The sequence below is a fragment of the Streptomyces sp. NPDC046876 genome, from assembly GCF_040645035.1.
Lineage (GTDB): Bacteria > Actinomycetota > Actinomycetes > Streptomycetales > Streptomycetaceae > Streptomyces.
Genome location: NZ_JBEYXK010000001.1, coordinates 187562 through 207898 on the forward strand (window position 1 = coordinate 187562; position 20337 = coordinate 207898).

Consider the following 20337-nt stretch of genomic DNA (forward strand, 5'->3'; position numbering starts at 1 on the left):
AGCGGCGGGGGCACCATCGCCCCGCGTTCCGCGTCCCGCTCGTTACCTCTCCCCGCGCTGACCTCCGGTCAAGTCCCGCATATCGCACGACATTTACGGATGTGCGGTCGAGTGCAGCAGGCGCACCCCACCTTGCGGAGGGAGATATTACGGTTCAACCCCCGGGGCGCATCAAGGGTCTCATGAGGTCATATGCGCCGGGGTGCGGTCCCAGTCCTCGGGCAGAACCGGAACCTGCCATGCCGGATCGGGCCGCCAGTCCTGCCAGCCGTCGGAGTACGGAGCGCCCCAGGCCTTGATCACCTCCAGGGCGGCCCGTCCCGCCTCCTCCACGCGCCGCGCCTGCTCCGGGTCCATCAGGCCCGCGCGCTGCGCCTGCGCGAACTCGTCCTCGTCGCGCCACTTCCACGTACGGTCGGGGTACACGGAGATGTCCAGGAAGTGGTCGACCGAGTCGACCCCGCCCGCCCAGCGCGACCGCGGCTCCTCGAGGTTGACGTACCAGTTCTTGAACCGCCAGCCGTGCTCCCAGAACAGCCACACCGACCACGGGTCCCCGGGCCGGGCCAGCTTCAGCACCCCCGCGCCGAACCAGCGCGCGCGCACGGTGGTGCGCGGCGCGGTGTAGCGGGTCGCGAGCGGCTCCTCGTGCACGGGGGTGCCGTCGGCCAGGACCGGCTTGACGCACTCGGTGCCCGGCGCCATCCACACGGCCAGCAGGTCCTCGGTGTCCTGCACCACGGTGACCGGGCGGCAGATGTGGACCGCACCCGTCAGGTCCGGGGCGTGGTCGCGGTAGCGCCAGAGGATCTGCTCCCCGGCCCGCCAGCGGGTGCCCTGTCCTCCTGCGCCGCCCCCGCGGCCTGCCTCACCTGTCATGCGCAGATATTAGGGCTGAGGCCCCTGCGCCCGCTGCGGTGCAGGTCACGGAGGGTGTCCGGGGGCGGGAAACGACCGAATCCGGCCCCTGTCCGGAACCGGTCCGGAACGGTTTTCAGGGCCGCGTCATCCGCAGGACGTCCAGGGCCTCGTCGAGCTGCTCCAGGGTCAGCTCGCCGCGGTCGACGTAGCCGGACTCCAGGACGACCTCCCTGATCGTCTTCCGCTCCGCGAGGGACCGCTTGGCGACCTTGGCCGCCTCCTCGTAGCCGATGTACCGGTTCAGCGGGGTCACCACGGAGGGGGAGGACTCCGCGTACTCCCTGGCCCGCGCCGCATTGGCGGTGATCCCGTCGACGGTGCGGTCGGCCAGCAGCCGGCTCGCAGCGCTCAGCAGCCGGATCGACTCGAGCAGGTTCCGGGCCATCACCGGCAGCATCACATTGAGCTCGAAGTTGCCCGCCGCGCCCGCCACCGCGACCGTGGTGTCGTTCCCGGTCACCTGCGCCGCGATCATCAAGACGGCCTCCGGCACCACCGGATTGACCTTCCCCGGCATGATCGAGGAGCCCGGCTGCAGATCGGGCAGATTGATTTCGGCCAATCCCGTGCGCGGTCCCGAGGCCATCCAGCGCAGGTCGTTGCAGATCTTGGTGAACGAGACCGCGATCGTACGGAGCATCCCCGAGGTCTCCACCAGCGCGTCCCGCGCCCCCTGCGCCTCGAAGTGGTTGCGCGCCTCGGTCAGCGGCAGCCCGGTGGCGGCGGCCACCTCCGCGATCACATCGGCCGAGAACCCGGCGGGGGTGTTGATGCCGGTGCCGACCGCGGTGCCGCCGAGCGGCAGTTCGGCGAGCCGCGGCAGCGCCGCCTCCAGCCGCTCGATCCCGTAGCGCACCTGGGCGGCGTACCCGCCGAACTCCTGGCCCAGGGTGACCGGGGTGGCGTCCATCAGGTGCGTCCGGCCGGCCTTGACCACCTCGGCGAACTCGGCGGACTTGCGCTCCAGGGCGAGTTCCAGGTGGCGCAGCGCCGGGACGAGGTCGCGGGTGACGGCGGCGGTCGCGGCGATGTGGATGGACGAGGGGAACACGTCGTTCGAGCTCTGCGAGGCGTTGACGTGGTCGTTGGGGTGGACCTCCCGGCCGAGCCGCTCGGCGGCCAGGGTGGCGATCACCTCGTTGGTGTTCATGTTGGACGAGGTCCCCGACCCGGTCTGGAACACGTCCACCGGGAAGTGGTCGTCCCAGCGCCCCCCGGCCACCTCGGCGGCGGCCGCGGCGATCGCCTCGGCCATCTCCCCGTCGAGGACGCCGAGGCGGGCGTTGACCCGCGCGGCCGCGGCCTTGACCTGGGCGAGCGCCTCGATGTGGGCGCGTTCGAGGCGCTGGCCCGAGAGCGGGAAGTTCTCCACCGCCCGCTGGGTCTGGGCCCGCCACTTGGCGTGGACGGGCACCTTGACCTCGCCCATCGAGTCGTGCTCGATGCGGTGCCCGCCGAGGTCACCGCTGCTGTGCTGATCGTTCGTCATGTTCGTGTCCTCCTCAAAAAGTTGAGCAATTGTCTTGTTCGAAGTGTTCCCATCTCCCCTACCGATCAGTAAATACCCGGGGTAACACCGACATCGGGGAGGCGTGCATGACACGTGTGACCGGCAAACCCAGGCTCAGATGTACCGTCGCCGCGCTCGCGGCGATCGCGGCCGCCCTCGGGGGCGTCACCGCCGTCACCCCCATGGCCCAGGCGGCCACCGCCCCTGCCGGCGGCGCCGCCGTGGCCGCAGCCGGCGCCCCGGCGGCCGCCGTGCCGCTGTCGCCGGAACTGGAGGCCGTCCGCGCGGCCGAGGCCACCCGGATCTACGGCGACCCGGCCGTCCGCCCGATGGCCGAGCGCAAGACCGGGCTGATCTCCCTCGGCGACAGCGAGATCTCCGGCGAGGGCGTGGGGAACTACGACCCCGCCACCAACACCTCGTCCAACCAGTGCCACCGCTCGCCCGACACGGCGATCCACCGCACCGGCATCCCGGCCGACCTCACCTTCAACGTCGCCTGCTCGGGTGCGTACACCGGCAACATCCGCATCGGCGGCAGCAAGCAGTACGCCGACGAGCTGGTCCAGAGCGACAACCTCGCCGTCAAGGCCCGCAACACGCGCATCAAGATGGTGCTGCTCGTCGCCGGCGCCAACGACGACCTCCAGTTCGGCCCGGTCATGACCGACTGCGTCACCCGCTGGGTGCTCAGCCAGGGCACCTGCGAGCCCAAGTACGCCCCCGGCTGGCAGGCCCGCGTCGACGGCCTGAAGCCCAAGGTGGAGGCGACCGTCGGCGACCTGAAGAAGGTCATGCGCGACGCCGGGTATGCCGACACCGACTACAAGCTCGTCGTGATGGGCTACCCCAGCCCCATCGGCCCCGACTTCTACGACAACCCGAACTTCCCCGGCAAGCTCCCCGGCGGCTGCGCCGGCTACGACTCCGACGCCACCTGGGGCCGCAACCAGGCCGTGCCGGCCTTCGAGAAGGGCCTGCGGGAGGCCGCACGCAACTCCGGGGCCCTCTTCCTGGACGATTCGCGGCTCTTCCACGGCCACGAGGTCTGCATGGAGGACGCCTGGGCGCGCGGGCTCTACCTGGACCTCGGCGACCACTTCCCGTGGGACGAGAACACCGCCCGCCAGTCCTTCCACCCCAACTACCGCGGGCACGGCGCGTTCGCGTCCTGCCTGACCCAGTTCTACACCTCGGGCCTGCGCGAGGCCTCCTGCGCCGACCCCGCGAGCACCGGCGCCCCCGTCCTGCAGGCCGGCGCCTGGGACGACCTCTACGCCCCGCTGAAGAACGAGGCCACCGGCAACTGCCTCGACGCCAAGGGCGGCGCGAGCGCCAACGACACCGCCGTCCTGGGCTGGGACTGCCACGGCGGCCGCAACCAGGGCTGGTGGTACGACCCGGCCCGCCGGTCCGTGCACGTCGAGCTCACCCACGACCGCTGCCTGGACGTCCCCGGAGCCGACTACGGCGCCGGCACCGGCCTGATCCTGTGGAACTGCCACGGCGGCGCCAACCAGAGCTGGGTCCGCGACGGCGCCACCCTGCGGCCCGCCGCCGCCACGGGCATGTGCCTGACCGTGGCCTCCGCGCACGAGCCGGCGCGCCTGCAGCCCTGCAACGGCTCGCCGAACCAGCGCTTCGCGTAACGCCCCACCGCCCCACCACCCCCAGGGCCGCTCCGCCGCGGCCGAAGCCCCCACACCCGGCCGGTGATCCGGCCGGGTGTCCTGCTGTACGGGGCCGATCGGCGGACCGCCCCCTGCGGGCCCCTACAGCCCGTCGAGGTACTCCCGTACCTCCCGCGGCCGGTTCGTGATCAGCGTGTCCACACCGAGGCGCAGGCACAGCTCCACGTCCGCGATCTCGTCGACCGTCCAGACGCGGACCCGCAGCCCCTTGGCCTTCAGCCGCGCCACCAGCCCCGGATCCTTGCGCACGAGGTCGATGCCGGGGCCGGCGTGCCCCGCGAAGGGCGGCCGCGGCGGGCGCAGGCCCCGCTCGATCAGGTAGACGGCGGGCAGGCCGGGCGCCAGCCGGTTCAGCCGGACCAGCGCGTTGCGGGAGAAGCTCATCACCTCGACGCGGCCGTCGGAGCCGTCGGCGAGCCCGTGGTCCTTCAGCACCCGCACCAGCTCGGCCTCCAGGCGGCCGCCGGCGCGGGTCGGGTGCTTGGTCTCCACCGCGAGCCCCACCGGCCGGTCCGCGGCCAGGGCCTCCTTGAGCAGGTCCTCGAACAGCAGCACCTGCGCGCCCCGGTGCTCCTCGCCCTTCCAGCGCCCGAAGTCGAACGCGGCGAGCTGCTCGTAGGTCAGGGCGGAGACCACACCGCGCCCGTCGGAGGTCCGCTCCACCGTCCGGTCGTGCACGCACACCAGCCGCCCGTCGGCGGTCAGCCGCACATCGCACTCCAGCGCATCGGCGCCGTCGGCGATGGCCTGCCGGTAGGCGGCGAGGGTGTGCTCGGGGTGGTCGTGGGAGGCGCCGCGGTGGGCGATCACCCGGATGTCCGTACGCGTGGGGCTCATGGGTCCGAACCTTAACGGGCCCGGACCACGCCCCGGTGACCTGCGTACGACGCCGCGGTGACGGGCGCAACGGCTGCGCCCTCCGGCCCGAACGGACCGGAGGGCGCAGCGGGGCCGGGCGGGGTCAGCCGAGGCCGGGGCCGCGCACCGGGATGTGGGTGAAGGTCGGCTCGGGGGCGGGGTTCTGGAAGAAGTCGTTGCCCTTGTCGTCGACCACGATGAAGGCCGGGAAGTCCTCGACCTCGATCTTCCAGACGGCCTCCATGCCGAGCTCCTCGTACTCCAGGACCTCGACCTTCTTGATGCAGTCCTGGGCCAGGCGGGCCGCCGGGCCGCCGATCGAGCCCAGGTAGAAGCCGCCGTGCGTGCCGCAGGCGTCCGTCACCTGCTGCGAGCGGTTGCCCTTGGCCAGCATGACCTTGGAGCCGCCCGCCGCCTGGAACTGCTCGACGTAGCTGTCCATGCGACCGGCCGTGGTCGGGCCGAAGGAGCCCGAGGCGTAGCCCTCGGGGGTCTTGGCCGGGCCGGCGTAGTACACCGGGTGGTCCTTCAGGTACTGCGGCATGTCCTCGCCCGCGTCCAGCCGCTCCTTGATCTTGGCGTGGGCGATGTCGCGCGCCACGACCAGCGGGCCGGTCAGCGAGAGGCGGGTCTTGACCGGGTGCTCGGTCAGGGTCGCCAGGATCTCGTCCATCGGCTGGTTCAGGTCGATCGAGACCACGTCGGAGGACTCGGCCAGCTGCTCGTCGGTGGTGTCCGGCAGGAAGCGGGCCGGGTCGCGCTCCAGCTGCTCGAGGAAGACGCCCTCGGCGGTGATCTTCGCGACCGCCTGGCGGTCGGCGGAGCAGGACACCGCGATCGCGACCGGGAGGGACGCGCCGTGGCGGGGGAGGCGGACGACGCGGACGTCGTGGCAGAAGTACTTGCCGCCGAACTGCGCGCCGATGCCGATCTTCTGGGTCAGCTCGAAGACCTGCTGCTCCAGGGCCTCGTCGCGGAAGCCGTGGCCGAGGGCGGAGCCCTCGCGCGGCAGCTCGTCCAGGTAGTGGGCGGAGGCGTACTTCGCGGTCTTGAGCGCGTGCTCCGCCGAGGTGCCGCCGACCACGATCGCCAGGTGGTACGGCGGGCAGGCCGCCGTGCCGAGCGAGCGGATCTTCTCCTCCAGGAACTTCATCATGGAGGCCTCGTTGAGGACCGCCTTGGTCTCCTGGTACAGGAACGACTTGTTGGCCGAGCCGCCGCCCTTGGCCATGAAGAGGAACTTGTACGCGCCGCCGTCGGTGGCGTACAGCTCGATCTGCGCGGGCAGGTTCGAGCCGGTGTTCTTCTCCTCCCACATCGTCAGCGGGGCCATCTGCGAGTAGCGCAGGTTCAGCTTCGTGTACGCGTCGTAGATGCCGCGGGAGAGGGCCTCCTCGTCACCGCCCGAGGTGAGGACGTTCTGGCCGCGCTTGCCCATGACGATGGCCGTGCCCGTGTCCTGGCACATCGGCAGGACGCCGGCCGCCGCGATGTTCGCGTTCTTCAGCAGGTCCAGGGCGACGAACTTGTCGTTCGAGGAGGCCTCGGGGTCGTCGATGATGCGGCGCAGCTGCGCGAGGTGCGCCGGGCGCAGGAAGTGCTGGATGTCGTGGATGGCCTCTTCGGCGAGCTTGCGCAGCGCCTCCGGCTCGACCTTGAGGAACGTACGGCCGTCGGCCTCGAAGGTCGAGACGCCCTCGGAGGTCACCAGCCGGTAGGGGGTGGTGTCCTCGCCCAGGGGCAGCAGGTCGGTGTACGCAAACTCTGGCATGACGGCAGTCATCCTCTACTCGCAGACAGCGCTGACGACCAATTGGCAGCGCGGTCATCCAGCGTAGGACCTCGCCGGGGCGGTGTGTCTGTGAGGTAAGGCTCACCGGCGACTATCGCGATCTATCGTGTCTCGCTATGCTGGCGTGCGTGGACCTGGAAAAGCACCCCGCCGCCCCTGCCCCTGCGGCCTCCGCAGCACCCGCGGCCCCGGCCCCGGGGTTGCGCGCCTCCGACGCCGACCGCGACCGCACCGCGCAGATCCTGGCCGATGCCCTCGCCGAGGGCCGGCTGACCGCGGAGGAGCACTCCGAGCGGCTGGACACGCTGTACGCCGCGAAGACGGTCGCCGAGCTGGACGTGCTGGTACGGGACCTGCCCGCGCCCGGCGGACCCCACGCGGCGGCGGCGCCCCCGTACGCTCCCGGCCCCGCCCCGGCCGGCCCCGCCGGCCTGCACGCCGCGCCCGAGACGGTCGTCGCCGTGTGCAGCAGCTCCGCGCGCAAGGGCCGCTGACCCGCGCGGTCTCGGTCCTGGGCGACATCACCCTCGACCTCACCGAGGCCGTTTTCGAGCAACAGGTCACCGAGATCAACGTGACGTGCGTGCTCGGGAACGTGGAGGTCCTGGTCCCGGAGAACGTCACCTTGCGCGGCCACGGCAGCGGCGTCCTCGGCAATTTCGAGGTGCACGGCGAGGGCCGGCCCGGCGTCGACCCGAGCGCGCCGGTGGTGATCATCCGCGGCTTCGCCCTGCTCGGCAACATCGAGGCCAGGCCACGGTTCGGGGCCCGCCTGGTCGACCTGGCGCTGAAGCTGCGGGGGCGCCCGAAAAGCTAGGGTCCGCCCCGCGGACCAGGGCCGGACGGCTGGATTCCGCGTCGGATTTCGGTCGACTTCTCCTGGGGCGGCCCGGCCGCAGCACGCAGTGCATAGGGGCGCGTACAGCGGGTAGGGACAGGTGCATCGTCTCTCGCTTGCGTATCCGTCGTCAGGAGTAGACCGTGCAGCATCCGCCGCATCAGTCCCTGCAGGTAGCCGCCGTACAGACCCTTCAGGCGCGTCCGGCCGCCGCCGTGGCGAAGCCGCGGGTGCCGGCGAGGGAAGAGGACGGCCCATGGCATGCCGAGGCGGTGTGCCGCCGGGACGAGGCGGGGCTGTTCTTCGCCCCCTCCAAGGAGCCGACCGCGGCCAGGCTCTCGCGCGAGGAGGCCGCCAAGCGCGTGTGCGCCCGCTGCCCCGTGATGGTCGCCTGCCGAGAGCACGCCCTGCTCCAGCCCGAGCCGTACGGGGTCTGGGGCGGCCTGACCGCCGCCGAGCGCCGCGTGGTGCTGGCCCGCCGCCGGCGCCGGGCGGCGGAGCTGCGCCAGGCCCCCGCGGCCGGGACGATAGCCGCCGCGGGCTGAGGCCCGCAGAGAAGGCCACGAGAAAAGGCCACGCGAGAGGGGCGGTCCCGCCGCACACGGGAACCGCCCCTCTCGCTGTGCCGGCGTGCGCCGCCGGCCGGGTGCGCTCGTACCGGCTCCGCGCCTACTGCGCCCGGTCGAAGTCGATGGCGCTGTACGCGCGCAGCTTCGACAGGCGGTGCGTGGAGTCGATCTGCCGGATCGTGCCGGACTTCGAGCGCATGACCAGGGAGGACGTGGTCGCGGTCTCCGAGCGGTAGTGGACGCCGCGCAGCAGCTCGCCGTCCGTGATGCCAGTGGCGACGAAGAAGACGTTCTCGCCGGACACCAGGTCGTTGGTGGTCAGGACGCGGTCGAGGTCGTGGCCCGCGTCGAGGGCCTTCTGCCGCTCGGCCTCGTCCTTCGGCCACAGCTTGCCCTGGATGACACCGCCCAGGCACTTGATGGCGCAGGCCGAGATGATGCCCTCGGGGGTGCCGCCGATGCCCATGAGCAGGTCCACGCCGGTGCCCTCGCGCACCGCCATGACCGAGCCGGCGACGTCGCCGTCGGAGATGAACTTGATCCGGGCGCCGGTCTCGCGGATCTCCTTGACGATGCCCTCGTGGCGGGGGCGGTCCAGGATGACCACGGTGACGTCCTCGACGGCCATGTTCTTGGCCTTGGCGACGCGGCGGATGTTGACCGAGACCGGGGCGTTGATGTCGACGAAGTCGGCGGCCTCCGGGCCGGTGACCAGCTTCTCCATGTAGAAGACCGCGGACGGGTCGAACATGGTGCCGCGGTCGGCGGCGGCCAGTACGGCGATCGCGTTCGGCATGCCCTTGGCGTTCAGGGTGGTGCCGTCGATCGGGTCCACGGCGATGTCGACCTCGGCGCCGGTGCCGTCGCCGACCCGCTCGCCGTTGAAGAGCATGGGCGCTTCGTCCTTCTCGCCCTCGCCGATGACGACGACGCCGTTCATCGAGACGGTGGAGATCAGGGTGCGCATGGCGTTGACGGCGGCGCCGTCGGCGCCGAGCTTGTCACCGCGTCCGACCCAGCGGCCCGCGGCCATGGCTGCGGCCTCGGTCACCCGGACGAGCTCCAGGGCGAGGTTGCGGTCGGGGGCCTCGGGAGAGACTTCGAGCTGGGGCGGCAGGTTGTGCTCGGACATCGGAGCGCACCTTTCTGTACGACGACGGCCGGGAAGGTGAGGGTGCTGGAACTCTATCGCCACGTCGACAAACTGAGCAGGGCGGGTCACGTATGAGCGGATTATCGGTCAGTCGTTTGGCCTGAGCGGACGTCTTGCCCCTGCCCCGGAGCCCCGCGCCCACCCCGGCGGTGATCGCGGCCGGCCATGGGGGACGATGGTGGCGTGGCAGGTATGAAGGGCAAGCAGACGGTCTGGGACATGGTCCGGTCGCTGGCGGTGATCGGTGTCGTCGTGGCGGGGATCTACATCTTCGTCCCACATGACGAGAAGGCCGATCCGACACACGTGGTCGACTACCGGGTGGAGACGCTCACGGCCCGGCGCGCGGCGCCGTACCCGGTCGCGGCCCCGGCGGGGCTGGACGCCCAGTGGCGGGCGACGTCGGTGAGGTTCGACCGGAAGACGGCCAACGCCTGGCACCTGGGCTTCCTCGACCCCGAGGGCCAGTACGTGGCCGTCGAGCAGTCCAGCGACGTCTCGCCCAAGTACCTGGAGAAGGTCACCCAGCAGGCGAAGGCCACAGGGCAGACGCAGCAGGTCGGCGACACGGCCTGGGAGCGCTGGGAGGGCGAGAAGTACGACGCACTGGTCCGGCAGGAGCAGGGCCACGTCACGGTGGTGACGGGGACGGCCCCGTTCGAGGGCCTGGGCGCGATGGCGGCGGCGCTGGAGTTCAAGCAGGGCCGGTGAGCCCATGCCGCTGCCGCGGCGGCACATGCACGAAAGGCCGCGCGCCCCGGGGGGCGGGGGGGGGGCGCCGAGGGGCGGGGGGGGGGGGGGCCGGGCCGGCCGGCTGCGGGGGCTCGGGCGGCTTCGGGGCGGCGTGTCGGTCCGCCGGTGGGGGTGTCCTCGGGGCGGTCACCGGGCGGGCTCGGATTCCGGGGTGAGGAGGTCCGCCACGTCCAGGACGTGGTAGCCCCGCATCGACGGCAGGCAGCTGCCGCGGACCGGGCCGATCGCCGCGGCCCAGCCGGCGGGGATCGCCGCGACCCCGGACAGGGCCCCGGCCAGCGCCCCCGCCACCGCGGCCGTGGTGTCCGCGTCGCGCCCCATGTTCACGGCCGTCAGGACGGAGCCCGCGAACTCCCCGCGGCAGGCCGCGAACGCCCCGAAGGCCAGGCCGACCGCCTCCGGGGCCAGGTCGGTCCAGGGGTAGCCGCCGATCACCACCGCGGAGCGCACCGCCCGTTCCCCGCGCGGGGCGGCGGTGACCGCCCGGCGCAGGGAGCGGGCGGTCCAGGAGTCCGACGGGATCACCGAGAGGGCGGCGGAGACCACCGAGGCGGGCCCGGCGCCGGCCATGGCCGCCGCGACCCCGGCCGCGACGGCCTGGCCGCCGTAGATGCCCTCGCCGTCGTGGCTGACGCTGCCGTCGATGGCGACGAGCCGGGCCGCCTCGGCCGGCCGGCCCGCCGCGAACACCCCGAACGGGGCCGCCCGCATCGCCAGCCCGTCCGACCACGCGTGCCGGTGCTGCGCCGAGATCGGCGCCGCGAGCCCCCGCCGCAGGTTCTCCAGCGTGCCCCGCTCCGAGAACCCGGCCCCGCGGAACGGCCCGACGTCCAGGTCGGCGATCCAGTGGTGCCAGGCCCGCTCCACGTGCGAGACGGTCAGCGCCGACCCGTGCCGCGCCAGCAGCAGCCCCGAGAAGATCGCGTACTCGGTGTCGTCCGTCCCCGCCGGGTCGTCCGCGACGAACCCCTCGATCCGCCCCCACTTCGCCCGGATCTGCGACGGCTTCATGTTCTCCGCCGGTGCGCCCAGCGCGTCGCCCACGGCGAGGCCCAGCAGGGCGCCCCTGGACCGTTCCAGGAGGACCTGCGGATTGCATGCAGCAGCCAGCTCCACGGTGCGCCTCTCCACGTGACGGGGCCATCGTCGGGCCATCGTGACCCCTAGGGGGATTTGTGCCACGACAGACGGTTTGTCGCTCACCGCGAAACACCCCGCCCACCCCCTCGTCACCCGGTCGCCGATCCTCAAATGCCCAGGTAAGTACGGCCTTCCTTGCTGGCGGGCAACAGAAATCGTGCGTAATTTCGAGGTGTTCAGGGGGAGCGGAGCGCTCACGGCTCCCGTACGCGCATAAGGGGAGATACGCCGCATGTCCATCATCGACATCGAAGCACCGCTGCACACCGCCCACCGCGACAACCACACCCACCGTGACGTCAACGGCGGCTGGCTGCGCCCGGCCGTGTTCGGCGCGATGGACGGCCTGGTCTCCAACCTCGCGCTCATGACCGGCGTCGCCGGCGGCGCCGTCGCCCCGCACACCGTCGTCATCACCGGACTGGCGGGCCTCGCGGCCGGCGCCTTCTCGATGGCCGCGGGCGAGTACACCTCCGTCGCCTCGCAGCGCGAACTGGTCCTCGCCGAACTGGACATAGAGCGCCAGCAGTTGAGCAAGCACCCGGTCGACGAGATGGAGGAGCTCGCCGAGCTCTACGTCTCGCGCGGCGTCGAGCCGGCCCTCGCCCGCGAGGTCGCCATGCAGCTGTCCCGCGACCCCGAGCAGGCGCTGGAGATCCACGCCCGTGAGGAACTCGGCATCGACCCCGACGACCTGCCGTCGCCGCTGGTCGCGGCCGCCTCCTCGTTCGGCTCGTTCGCGCTGGGCGCGCTGCTGCCGGTGCTGCCGTACCTGCTCGGCGCCACGGCCCTGTGGCCCGCGGTGCTGCTCGCCCTGGCCGGCCTCTTCGCCTGCGGCGCGGTGGTCTCCCGGGTCACGGCCCGCTCCTGGTGGTACAGCGGCCTGCGCCAGCTGCTGCTGGGCGGTGCGGCTGCGGGTGTGACGTACCTCCTGGGAACCTGGATCGGCGCAGCCATAGGCTGACGGCGCTGCGGGTGAGACACTATGCAGCGCACAACATAACTAGTCTGCAGTATTCCCGTTACCCGGCGGTTTCGATTCCGTGTCCGCCGGGCATCAGACGAGAGCGTCCGGGCAACGATGCCCGCTGCTCGCCGGGACCTTCGCCCCGCCTCCTCGGCTGCCGGCTCCGCCGCGAAGGTTCCTTCTTTCTGCCTCGTGCAACGTCCACAGTGTCCGCATGCTGAAACGGCAATATCCGGTTCGCGGGATAGCGGTCATCATGTAACCTGCACGAAATTTCGCAGAGGGCCAACGTCGTCCCTCGGCTTGCTCCAATGCCACGACGACGACGGGAGAGCCGATGCGTTCCGCATCCACGCACTCCGCGACCGGCCCGAGCACCACCGCCTGGTCGCCCATGGACGGTCGCCCCGCCCAGCAGGGCCTGTACGACCCGCGCAACGAGAAGGACGCCTGTGGCGTCGGATTCGTGGCGAACCTCACCGGCGAGGCGACCCACACCCTCGTCGAGCAGGCGCTGACCGTACTGCGGAACCTCGAGCACCGAGGCGCCACCGGCTCCGAGCCCGACTCCGGCGACGGCGCCGGCATCCTGTCCCAGGTCCCGGACGCGTTCCTGCGCGAGGTCGCCGGGTTCGAGCTCCCCGCGGCCGGCGCGTACGCCGTCGGCATCGCCTTCCTCCCCGCCGACGGCACCGCACAGGCCGTCGCCGTGGAGCAGATCGAGGCCCTCGCCGCCGAGGAGGACCTGACCGTCCTCGGCTGGCGCGAGGTCCCGGTCACCCCGGACCTGCTCGGCAACGGCGCCCGCACCACCATGCCCGCCTTCTCGCAGCTCTTCGTCGCCGACGCCGACGGCGCCGCCGAGGGCATCGCCCTCGACCGCAAGGCGTTCGTCCTGCGCAAGCGCGCCGAGCGCGAGGCCGGGGTCTACTTCCCGTCGCTGTCCGCCCGCACCATCGTCTACAAGGGCATGCTGACCACCGGCCAGCTCGAGCCCTTCTTCCCGGACCTCTCCGACCGCCGCTTCGCCTCGGCGCTCGCCCTGGTCCACTCGCGGTTCTCCACCAACACCTTCCCCTCCTGGCCGCTGGCGCACCCGTACCGCTTCGTCGCCCACAACGGCGAGATCAACACGGTCAAGGGCAACCGCGCCTGGATGCGCGCCCGCGAGTCCCAGCTGGTCACCGACGCCTTCGGCGCCGGCGCCCTGGACCGGATCTTCCCCATCTGCACCCCGGACGCCTCCGACTCGGCCTCCTTCGACGAGGTCCTGGAGCTCCTGCACCTCGGCGGCCGCTCGCTGCCCCACTCGGTGCTGATGATGATCCCGGAGGCGTGGGAGAACCACACCTCCATGGACCCGGCCCGCCGCGCCTTCTACCAGTACCACTCCACGATGATGGAGCCCTGGGACGGCCCGGCCTGCGTCACCTTCACCGACGGCACCCAGGTCGGCGCGGTCCTCGACCGCAACGGCCTGCGCCCCGGCCGCTACTGGGTCACCGACGACGGCCTCGTCGTGCTCTCCTCCGAGGTCGGCGTCCTCGACATCGACCCCGCCAAGGTCGTCCGCAAGGGCCGCCTGCAGCCCGGGAAGATGTTCCTCGTCGACACCGCCCAGAAGCGGATCATCGAGGACGACGAGATCAAGGCCGAGCTCGCCGCCGCCGCCCCGTACGCGGAATGGCTCGAGTCCGGCGAGATCGAGCTGACGGACCTGCCCGAGCGCGAGCACATCGTGCACACCCACGCCTCGGTCACCCGCCGCCAGCAGACCTTCGGCTACACCGAGGAAGAGCTGCGCGTCCTGCTCGCCCCGATGGCCCGCAGCGGTGCCGAGCCGATCGGCTCCATGGGCACCGACTCGCCGATCGCGGCCCTGTCCGAGCGCCCGCGCCTGCTCTTCGACTACTTCACCCAGCTCTTCGCCCAGGTCACCAACCCGCCGCTGGACGCCATCCGCGAGGAGCTCGTCACCTCGCTGCTGTCCTCCCTCGGCCCGCAGGGCAACCTGCTGGAGCCCACCGCCGCGTCCTGCCGCAGCGTCACGCTCCCCTTCCCGGTGATCGACAACGACGAGCTGGCCAAGCTCATCCACATCAACGCCGACGGCGACATGCCCGGCATGAAGGCCGCCACCCTCTCGGGCCTGTACCGGGTCTCCGGCGGCGCCGAGGCACTGGCCACCCGGCTCGCCGAGATCCGCACCGAGGCCGACGCCGCCATCGAGGCCGGCGCCCGCCTGATCGTCCTGTCGGACCGCCACTCGGACGCCGAGCACGCGCCGATCCCCTCGCTGCTGCTCACCGCCGCCGTGCACCACCACCTCATCGCCACCAAGCAGCGCACCCAGGTGGGCCTGCTGGTCGAGGCCGGCGACGTCCGCGAGGTCCACCACGTCGCCCTGCTCATCGGCTACGGCGCCGCCGCCGTCAACCCCTACCTCGCCATGGAGTCCGTCGAGGACCTGCTGCGCGACGGCACGTTCATCGAGGGCATCGAGCCCGAGAAGGCCATCAAGAACCTGATCTACGCCCTCGGCAAGGGCGTCCTGAAGGTCATGTCCAAGATGGGCATCTCCACCGTCGCCTCCTACCGCGGCGCCCAGGTCTTCGAGGCCATCGGCCTCGACGAGGAGTTCGTCGAGACGTACTTCCAGGGCACCGCCACCAAGATCGGCGGCGCCGGCCTGGACGTCATCGCCAAGGAGGTCGCCGCCCGCCACGCCAAGGCCTACCCGGCCTCCGGCATCGCCCCGGCGCACCGCGCGCTGGAGATCGGCGGCGAGTACCAGTGGCGCCGCGAGGGCGAGCCGCACCTGTTCGACCCGGAGACGGTCTTCCGCCTCCAGCACGCCACCCGCAACCGCCGGTACGACATCTTCAAGAAGTACACCGACCGGGTGAACGAGCAGTCCGAGCGCCTGATGACGCTCCGCGGCCTGTTCGGCTTCAAGTCCGACCGCCCGGCGATCTCCGTGGACGAGGTCGAGCCGGTCTCCGAGATCGTCAAGCGCTTCTCCACCGGCGCCATGTCGTACGGCTCCATCTCCAAGGAGGCGCACGAGACCCTCGCCATCGCCATGAACCAGCTGGGCGGCAAGTCCAACACCGGTGAGGGCGGCGAGGACCCGGACCGCCTCTACGACCCGGCGCGCCGCTCGTCGATCAAGCAGGTCGCCTCCGGCCGCTTCGGCGTCACCTCCGAGTACCTGGTCAACGCGGACGACATCCAGATCAAGATGGCCCAGGGCGCCAAGCCCGGCGAGGGCGGCCAGCTGCCCGGCCACAAGGTCTACCCGTGGGTCGCCAAGACCCGGCACTCCACCCCGGGCGTGGGCCTGATCTCCCCGCCGCCGCACCACGACATCTACTCCATCGAGGACCTGGCCCAGCTGATCCACGACCTCAAGAACGCCAACCCGGCCGCGCGCATCCACGTGAAGCTCGTGTCCGAGGTCGGCGTCGGAACGGTCGCGGCCGGTGTGTCCAAGGCCCACGCGGACGTCGTCCTGATCTCCGGCCACGACGGCGGTACGGGCGCCTCCCCGCTCACCTCGCTCAAGCACGCGGGCGGCCCCTGGGAGCTCGGCCTCGCCGAGACCCAGCAGACCCTGCTGCTCAACGGGCTGCGCGACCGCATCGTCGTCCAGACCGACGGCCAGCTCAAGACCGGCCGCGACGTGGTCATCGCCGCGCTGCTCGGCGCCGAGGAGTTCGGTTTCGCGACCGCGCCGCTCGTCGTCTCCGGCTGCGTCATGATGCGCGTCTGCCACCTGGACACCTGCCCGGTCGGCATCGCCACCCAGAACCCGGTCCTGCGCGAGCGCTTCTCCGGCAAGGCCGAGTTCGTGGTGAACTTCTTCGAGTTCATCGCGGAGGAGGTCCGCGAGCTCCTCGCCGAGCTGGGCTTCCGCTCCATCGAGGAGGCCGTCGGCCACGCCGAGCTCCTCGACACCAGCGCGGCCGTCACCCACTGGAAGGCCCAGGGCCTCGACCTCGAGCCCCTCTTCCACGTGCCGGACCTGCCGGAGGGCGCCGTGCGCCACCAGGTGATCGAGCAGGACCACGGCCTGCAGAAGGCCCTGGACAACGAGCTGATCGAGCTCGCCGCCGAGGCCCTCGGCGCGGCGAGCGCCGAGGAGGCGCGGCCCGTCCGCGCCCAGGTCGCCATCCGCAACATCAACCGCACGGTCGGCACCATGCTCGGCCACGAGGTCACCAAGAAGTTCGGCGGTGCGGGCCTGCCCGACAACACCATCGACCTGACCTTCACCGGCAGCGCCGGCCAGTCCTTCGGCGCCTTCCTGCCGAAGGGCGTCACCCTCCGCCTGGAGGGCGACGCCAACGACTACGTCGGCAAGGGCCTCTCCGGCGGCCGGGTCGTGGTCCGCCCGGACCGCGGCGCCGACCACCTCGCCGAGTACTCCACCATCGCCGGCAACACCATCGGCTACGGCGCCACCGGCGGCGAGATGTTCCTGCGCGGCCGCACCGGCGAACGCTTCTGCGTCCGCAACTCCGGCGCCCTGGTCGTCTCGGAGGGCGTGGGCGACCACGGCTGCGAGTACATGACCGGCGGCACGGCCGTCGTCCTCGGCGAGACCGGCCGTAACTTCGCGGCGGGCATGTCCGGCGGCGTCGCGTACGTCGTCGACCTCGACCGGGACAACGTCAACGTCGGCAACCTGGAGGCCGTCGAGGCCCTCTCGGACGACGACAAGCAGTGGCTGCACGATGTGGTGCGCCGCCACGAGGAGGAGACCGGCTCGACCGTGGCCGCGAAGCTCCTGGCTGACTGGTCCGTCTCGGTGGACCGCTTCAGCAAGATCATCCCCACCACGTACAAGGCAGTGCTCGCCGCCAAGGACGCCGCTGAGCGGGCCGGACTCTCCGAGTCCGAGACCACCGAGAAGATGATGGAGGCGGCGACCCATGGCTGACCCGAAGGGCTTCCTCACCACCCCGCGCGAGACCGCCTGCTCCCGTCCCGTGGCCGAGCGCCTCAAGGACTGGAACGAGGTCTACGTCCCCGGCTCCCTCCTGCCGATCATCAGCAAGCAGGCCGGCCGCTGCATGGACTGCGGCATCCCGTTCTGCCACAACGGCTGCCCGCTCGGGAACCTGATCCCGGAGTGGAACGACTACGCGTACCGCGAGGACTGGAGCGCGGCCGCGGAGCGGCTCCACGCCACGAACAACTTCCCGGAGTTCACGGGCCGCCTGTGCCCGGCCCCGTGCGAGTCGGCGTGCGTGCTCGGCATCAACCAGCCGGCCGTGACGATCAAGAACGTCGAGGTCTCGATCATCGACAAGGCGTGGGACAACGGCGGGGTCGCCCCGCAGGCCCCCGAGCGCCTCTCCGGCAAGACCGCCGCCGTCATCGGTTCCGGCCCGGCGGGCCTCGCCGCGGCCCAGCAGCTGACCCGGGCCGGCCACACCGTGGTCGTGTACGAGCGCGCCGACCGCATCGGCGGGCTGCTGCGGTACGGCATCCCCGAGTTCAAGATGGAGAAGGTGCACATCAACCGCCGCATCGAGCAGATGCGCGCGGAGGGCACCAAGTTCCGCACCGGCATCGAGGTCGGCCGCGACATCACCGCCGGCGACCTGCGCAAGCGGTTCGACGCGGTCGTCATCGCGGCCGGCGCCACGATCTCGCGCGACCTGCCGGTCCCGGGCCGCGACCTGAACGGCATCCACTTCGCGATGGAGTACCTGCCGCTCGCCAACAAGGTCCAGGAGGGCGACTTCGTGGCCCCGCCGATCACGGCCGAGGGCAAGCACGTGGTCGTCATCGGCGGCGGCGACACCGGCGCGGACTGCGTCGGCACCGCCCACCGCCAGGGCGCTCTCTCGGTCACGCAGCTGGAGATCATGCCGCGCCCGAACGAGGAGCGGAACACGGCCACCCAGCCGTGGCCGACCTTCCCCATGCTGTACAAGGTCACCTCGGCCCACGAGGAGGGCGGCGAGCGGGTCTACTCCGTCTCCACCACCCACTTCGAGGGCGACGAGGACGGCAACGTCCAGGCCCTGCACCTGGTCGAGGTCGCCTTCGAGGACGGCAAGCTGGTCCAGAAGCCCGGCTCCGAGCGGGTCATCCCGGCCCAGCTGGTCACCCTGGCGATGGGCTTCACCGGCACCGACCAGTCCAACGGCCTGGTCGAGCAGTTCGGCCTGGACCTGGACGAGCGGGGCAACATCGCCCGTGACGCCTCGTACGCGACCAACGTCGACGGCGTCTTCGTCGCCGGCGACGCGGGCCGCGGCCAGTCCCTGATCGTGTGGGCCATCGCCGAAGGCCGCTCCGCGGCCCGCGGCGTGGACCGCTACCTCACGGGCTCCAGCACCCTCCCGTACCCGGTCAAGCCGACGGACCGAGCCCTGACGGTCTGATTCCGCACGCCGGACCCGCACCGCTCGGCCGCAGGCGGCCTCCCGGCCGCGCCGCGAAGCGGCTCATGTCGCGGCGCCCGGCTGCGCCGGCCTCCGGCCGTCGGTGGGCGGGCCCGGGGCTGACGCACCACCCCTCCCTGTGCGGAGGACCCCTCATACGGTCCGTACAACGGCGTGCGGAACTCCGACACGGCGCCCGTCATGTCCCCGACCAGGGATGACGGGCGCCGTGGCGTTGTGGGGCTACTCGGGCTGGACGACAGTGGCGGCCCAGCGGAGGGTCGGGGTCGAGGTGGTGACTCCGGCGGCGAAGCCGCCGTGGAGGCCCGTGCCCAGGGGGACGGTGATGCGGGACGGGCCGTCTGCGGGGCAGTCCAGCGTGAAGGGGGCCGGGTTGCGGTCCGGGTGTTCGTCGAGGGTGAAGGACACCGTGATGCTGCCGCCGCCCTCGCAGGCGAACGTGGTGTACGTGTCCAGCGACGGGGCGAGGCCGCCCGAGACGAAGCCGCTGGACCCGGTCATCTCCGGCACCCAGATCAGCCCGTCGGGGCCCGGGTGGGGGAGGAGTTCCTCCTGCGCGGCCGCCTGGCCGGCTCCTGCCGTCAGGGTCAGCGCCATGGCCGCCACCGCTGCAGCGGCGGCCGTGACTGCTGTGCGTACCTGGAACGTGTGCCTCATGGGATCCCCCCGGAGTTTGTCTCGCTCGTGCACGACTCCGCTCCACGCTAGGCGCCGGCACCGACAACGCGGGCGGCGGTGCGGTAGGCGGTGGGGGTGAGGCCGGTGTGGCGTTGGAGGTGGGTGCGGAGGGAGTCCGCCGTGCCCAGGCCGCTTCGGGCCGCCACCTGGTCCATGGGAAGGGTCGTGGTCTCCAGGATCTGCCGGGCGCGGTCCAGGCGCTGGTGCAGGAGCCACTGGAGCGGGCTCAGACCCGTCTCCTCGCGGAAGCGGCGGGTCAGCGTGCGGACGCTCGTGCCGGCGTGCCGGGCCAGCTCCGCCAGGGTGGTCGGCTCGTCCAGCCGGGCCAGGGCCCAGGCGCGGGTGGCAGCGAGCGAGGTCCCGCGCTCGGGCGGCAGCGGGGTCTGGATGAACTGGGCCTGCCCTCCCGGGCGTACCGGCGCAGCCACCACCAGCCGGGCCGCGGCGTTCGCGACCGCCGCCCCGTGGTCGCCGCGCACCATGTGCAGGCACAGGTCGATCCCCGCCGACATCCCCGCCGAGGTCAGCACCCCGCCGTCCTCGACGAACAGCACGTCGGGGCGTACGTCGACCTCCGGGAACAGCCGGCGGAACTCCTCCGACATCATCCAGAACGTCGTCGCGCTCCGTCCGTCGAGCAGGCCGGCCTGCGCCAGGACGAACGCCCCCGTGCAGATGGAGGCGATGCGCAGCCCCCGCGCGGCGGCGGCCCGCAGCGCCTCCAGCGCCCGGGGATCGGGGGCGGTGCGCGAGCCCGTCCCCGTGACGATCACCGTGTCGGCCCGCTCCACCGCCTCCAGCCCGTGCGACACCACCACGTCCATGCCGCCCATCGCCTTCACCACCCCCGGCTCCGGGGTGCACACCGTCACCTCGTACGCGGGCCGGCCGTCGACGTGCGTTGCCAGGCCGAAGACCGCGCTCGGTATCGACAGGTCGAAGGCGGTCACGGGCGGGAGGGCGATGACCGCGACGCGGTGAGGCCGCCGCACATTTGTCGTCATGGCTCGAACCTCCGGAGTCCTGGCATTCCGGCCACTACTGTACG

At 72.0% G+C, this 20337-nt stretch carries 14 protein-coding genes and 1 pseudogene; 7 read left to right on the forward strand and 8 right to left on the reverse strand.

Features of this window, described 5'->3' with window-relative positions:
* Positions 1-180: 180 nt before the first annotated feature.
* Together ABZ924_RS00910 and ABZ924_RS00915 are read right to left on the reverse strand one after the other, a co-directional pair.
* Positions 181-879: a DUF402 domain-containing protein gene (locus tag ABZ924_RS00910; RefSeq protein WP_361901899.1), complete on the reverse strand. Its 699-nt coding sequence runs from the start codon at positions 877-879 to the stop codon at positions 181-183.
* Positions 880-994: 115 nt separating this feature from the next.
* The gene (locus ABZ924_RS00915; protein ID WP_361901902.1) at positions 995-2410 is read right to left on the reverse strand and encodes a class II fumarate hydratase; all 1416 of its coding nucleotides are present in this window, start codon (positions 2408-2410) and stop codon (positions 995-997) included.
* Between the two features lie 107 nt (positions 2411-2517).
* Between ABZ924_RS00915 and ABZ924_RS00920 the strand changes: the two genes are divergently transcribed.
* Positions 2518-4080 carry a ricin-type beta-trefoil lectin domain protein gene (locus tag ABZ924_RS00920; RefSeq protein ID WP_361901905.1) on the forward strand — a complete coding sequence of 521 codons (1563 nt, stop codon included), beginning with the start codon at positions 2518-2520 and terminating at the stop codon, positions 4078-4080.
* Positions 4081-4203: 123 nt separating this feature from the next.
* Here ABZ924_RS00920 and ABZ924_RS00925 read toward each other — a convergent pair whose 3' ends face one another.
* Both ABZ924_RS00925 and ABZ924_RS00930 read right to left on the reverse strand, forming a co-directional pair.
* Positions 4204-4959, reverse strand: coding sequence for a glycerophosphodiester phosphodiesterase family protein (locus tag ABZ924_RS00925; protein ID WP_361901907.1), 756 nt, complete (start codon positions 4957-4959; stop codon positions 4204-4206).
* 124 nt (positions 4960-5083) lie between these two features.
* On the reverse strand, positions 5084-6751 hold the full coding sequence (locus ABZ924_RS00930) for a fumarate hydratase (protein ID WP_361901910.1): 1668 nt from the start codon (positions 6749-6751) through the stop codon (positions 5084-5086).
* Positions 6752-6900: 149 nt separating this feature from the next.
* Between ABZ924_RS00930 and ABZ924_RS00935 the strand changes: the two are divergent.
* Together ABZ924_RS00935 and ABZ924_RS00940 are read left to right on the forward strand one after the other, a co-directional pair.
* Positions 6901-7589, forward strand: a pseudogene (locus ABZ924_RS00935) (DUF1707 domain-containing protein).
* A 236-nt stretch (positions 7590-7825) separates the two neighbouring features.
* Positions 7826-8155 carry a WhiB family transcriptional regulator gene (locus tag ABZ924_RS00940; protein WP_361902363.1) on the forward strand — a complete coding sequence of 110 codons (330 nt, stop codon included), beginning with the start codon at positions 7826-7828 and terminating at the stop codon, positions 8153-8155.
* Between the two features lie 124 nt (positions 8156-8279).
* On the opposite strand, the gene glpX is transcribed toward ABZ924_RS00940, so the two are convergent.
* Positions 8280-9311: a class II fructose-bisphosphatase gene (gene glpX / locus ABZ924_RS00945; protein WP_361901913.1), complete on the reverse strand. Its 1032-nt coding sequence runs from the start codon at positions 9309-9311 to the stop codon at positions 8280-8282.
* Between the two features lie 213 nt (positions 9312-9524).
* On the opposite strand from glpX, the gene ABZ924_RS00950 reads away from it, so the two are divergent.
* The gene (locus ABZ924_RS00950; protein ID WP_361902366.1) at positions 9525-10043 is read left to right on the forward strand and encodes a DUF4245 domain-containing protein; all 519 of its coding nucleotides are present in this window, start codon (positions 9525-9527) and stop codon (positions 10041-10043) included.
* A gap of 168 nt (positions 10044-10211) precedes the next feature.
* On the opposite strand, the gene ABZ924_RS00955 is transcribed toward ABZ924_RS00950, so the two are convergent.
* Complete coding sequence (locus ABZ924_RS00955) at positions 10212-11240, reverse strand: ADP-ribosylglycohydrolase family protein (protein WP_361901916.1); 1029 nt, start codon at positions 11238-11240, stop codon at positions 10212-10214.
* 217 nt (positions 11241-11457) lie between these two features.
* Here ABZ924_RS00955 and ABZ924_RS00960 point away from each other — a divergent pair, with 217 nt between their 5' ends.
* From ABZ924_RS00960 to ABZ924_RS00970, 3 genes are all read left to right on the forward strand, one after another.
* Positions 11458-12189, forward strand: coding sequence for a VIT1/CCC1 transporter family protein (locus ABZ924_RS00960; RefSeq protein ID WP_361901919.1), 732 nt, complete (start codon positions 11458-11460; stop codon positions 12187-12189).
* A 397-nt stretch (positions 12190-12586) separates the two neighbouring features.
* Complete coding sequence (gene gltB, locus ABZ924_RS00965) at positions 12587-17134, forward strand: glutamate synthase large subunit (protein WP_361902369.1); 4548 nt, start codon at positions 12587-12589, stop codon at positions 17132-17134.
* Positions 17127-18590 (forward strand): glutamate synthase subunit beta, encoded by a 1464-nt coding sequence (locus tag ABZ924_RS00970; protein WP_361901922.1) that lies wholly within the window; start codon positions 17127-17129, stop codon positions 18588-18590. Before gltB ends, ABZ924_RS00970 begins: the two co-directional genes overlap by 8 nt.
* A gap of 243 nt (positions 18591-18833) precedes the next feature.
* Here ABZ924_RS00970 and ABZ924_RS00975 read toward each other — a convergent pair whose 3' ends face one another.
* Both ABZ924_RS00975 and ABZ924_RS00980 read right to left on the reverse strand, forming a co-directional pair.
* Positions 18834-19268 carry a hypothetical protein gene (locus tag ABZ924_RS00975; protein WP_361901925.1) on the reverse strand — a complete coding sequence of 145 codons (435 nt, stop codon included), beginning with the start codon at positions 19266-19268 and terminating at the stop codon, positions 18834-18836.
* A 47-nt stretch (positions 19269-19315) separates the two neighbouring features.
* The gene (locus tag ABZ924_RS00980) at positions 19316-20293 is read right to left on the reverse strand and encodes a helix-turn-helix domain-containing protein (RefSeq protein ID WP_361901928.1); all 978 of its coding nucleotides are present in this window, start codon (positions 20291-20293) and stop codon (positions 19316-19318) included.
* Between the last annotated feature and the right edge of the window lie 44 nt (positions 20294-20337).

Excerpts from the sequence above, each read along its gene's own strand:
- ABZ924_RS00970 (WP_361901922.1), top strand. The coding sequence starts at position 17,127 with ATGGCTGACCCGAAGGGCTTCCTCACCACCCCGCGCGAGACCGCCTGC.
- ABZ924_RS00920 (WP_361901905.1), top strand. The coding sequence starts at position 2,518 with ATGACACGTGTGACCGGCAAACCCAGGCTCAGATGTACCGTCGCCGCG.
- ABZ924_RS00925 (WP_361901907.1), bottom strand. The coding sequence starts at position 4,959 with ATGAGCCCCACGCGTACGGACATCCGGGTGATCGCCCACCGCGGCGCC.
- gltB (WP_361902369.1), top strand. The coding sequence starts at position 12,587 with ATGGACGGTCGCCCCGCCCAGCAGGGCCTGTACGACCCGCGCAACGAG.
- ABZ924_RS00915 (WP_361901902.1), bottom strand. The coding sequence starts at position 2,410 with ATGACGAACGATCAGCACAGCAGCGGTGACCTCGGCGGGCACCGCATC.
- ABZ924_RS00960 (WP_361901919.1), top strand. The coding sequence starts at position 11,458 with ATGTCCATCATCGACATCGAAGCACCGCTGCACACCGCCCACCGCGAC.
- ABZ924_RS00930 (WP_361901910.1), bottom strand. The coding sequence starts at position 6,751 with ATGCCAGAGTTTGCGTACACCGACCTGCTGCCCCTGGGCGAGGACACC.
- glpX (WP_361901913.1), bottom strand. The coding sequence starts at position 9,311 with ATGTCCGAGCACAACCTGCCGCCCCAGCTCGAAGTCTCTCCCGAGGCC.
- ABZ924_RS00975 (WP_361901925.1), bottom strand. The coding sequence starts at position 19,268 with ATGAGGCACACGTTCCAGGTACGCACAGCAGTCACGGCCGCCGCTGCA.
- ABZ924_RS00955 (WP_361901916.1), bottom strand. The coding sequence starts at position 11,240 with ATGGCCCGACGATGGCCCCGTCACGTGGAGAGGCGCACCGTGGAGCTG.
- ABZ924_RS00980 (WP_361901928.1), bottom strand. The coding sequence starts at position 20,293 with ATGACGACAAATGTGCGGCGGCCTCACCGCGTCGCGGTCATCGCCCTC.
- ABZ924_RS00950 (WP_361902366.1), top strand. The coding sequence starts at position 9,525 with ATGAAGGGCAAGCAGACGGTCTGGGACATGGTCCGGTCGCTGGCGGTG.
- ABZ924_RS00910 (WP_361901899.1), bottom strand. The coding sequence starts at position 879 with ATGACAGGTGAGGCAGGCCGCGGGGGCGGCGCAGGAGGACAGGGCACC.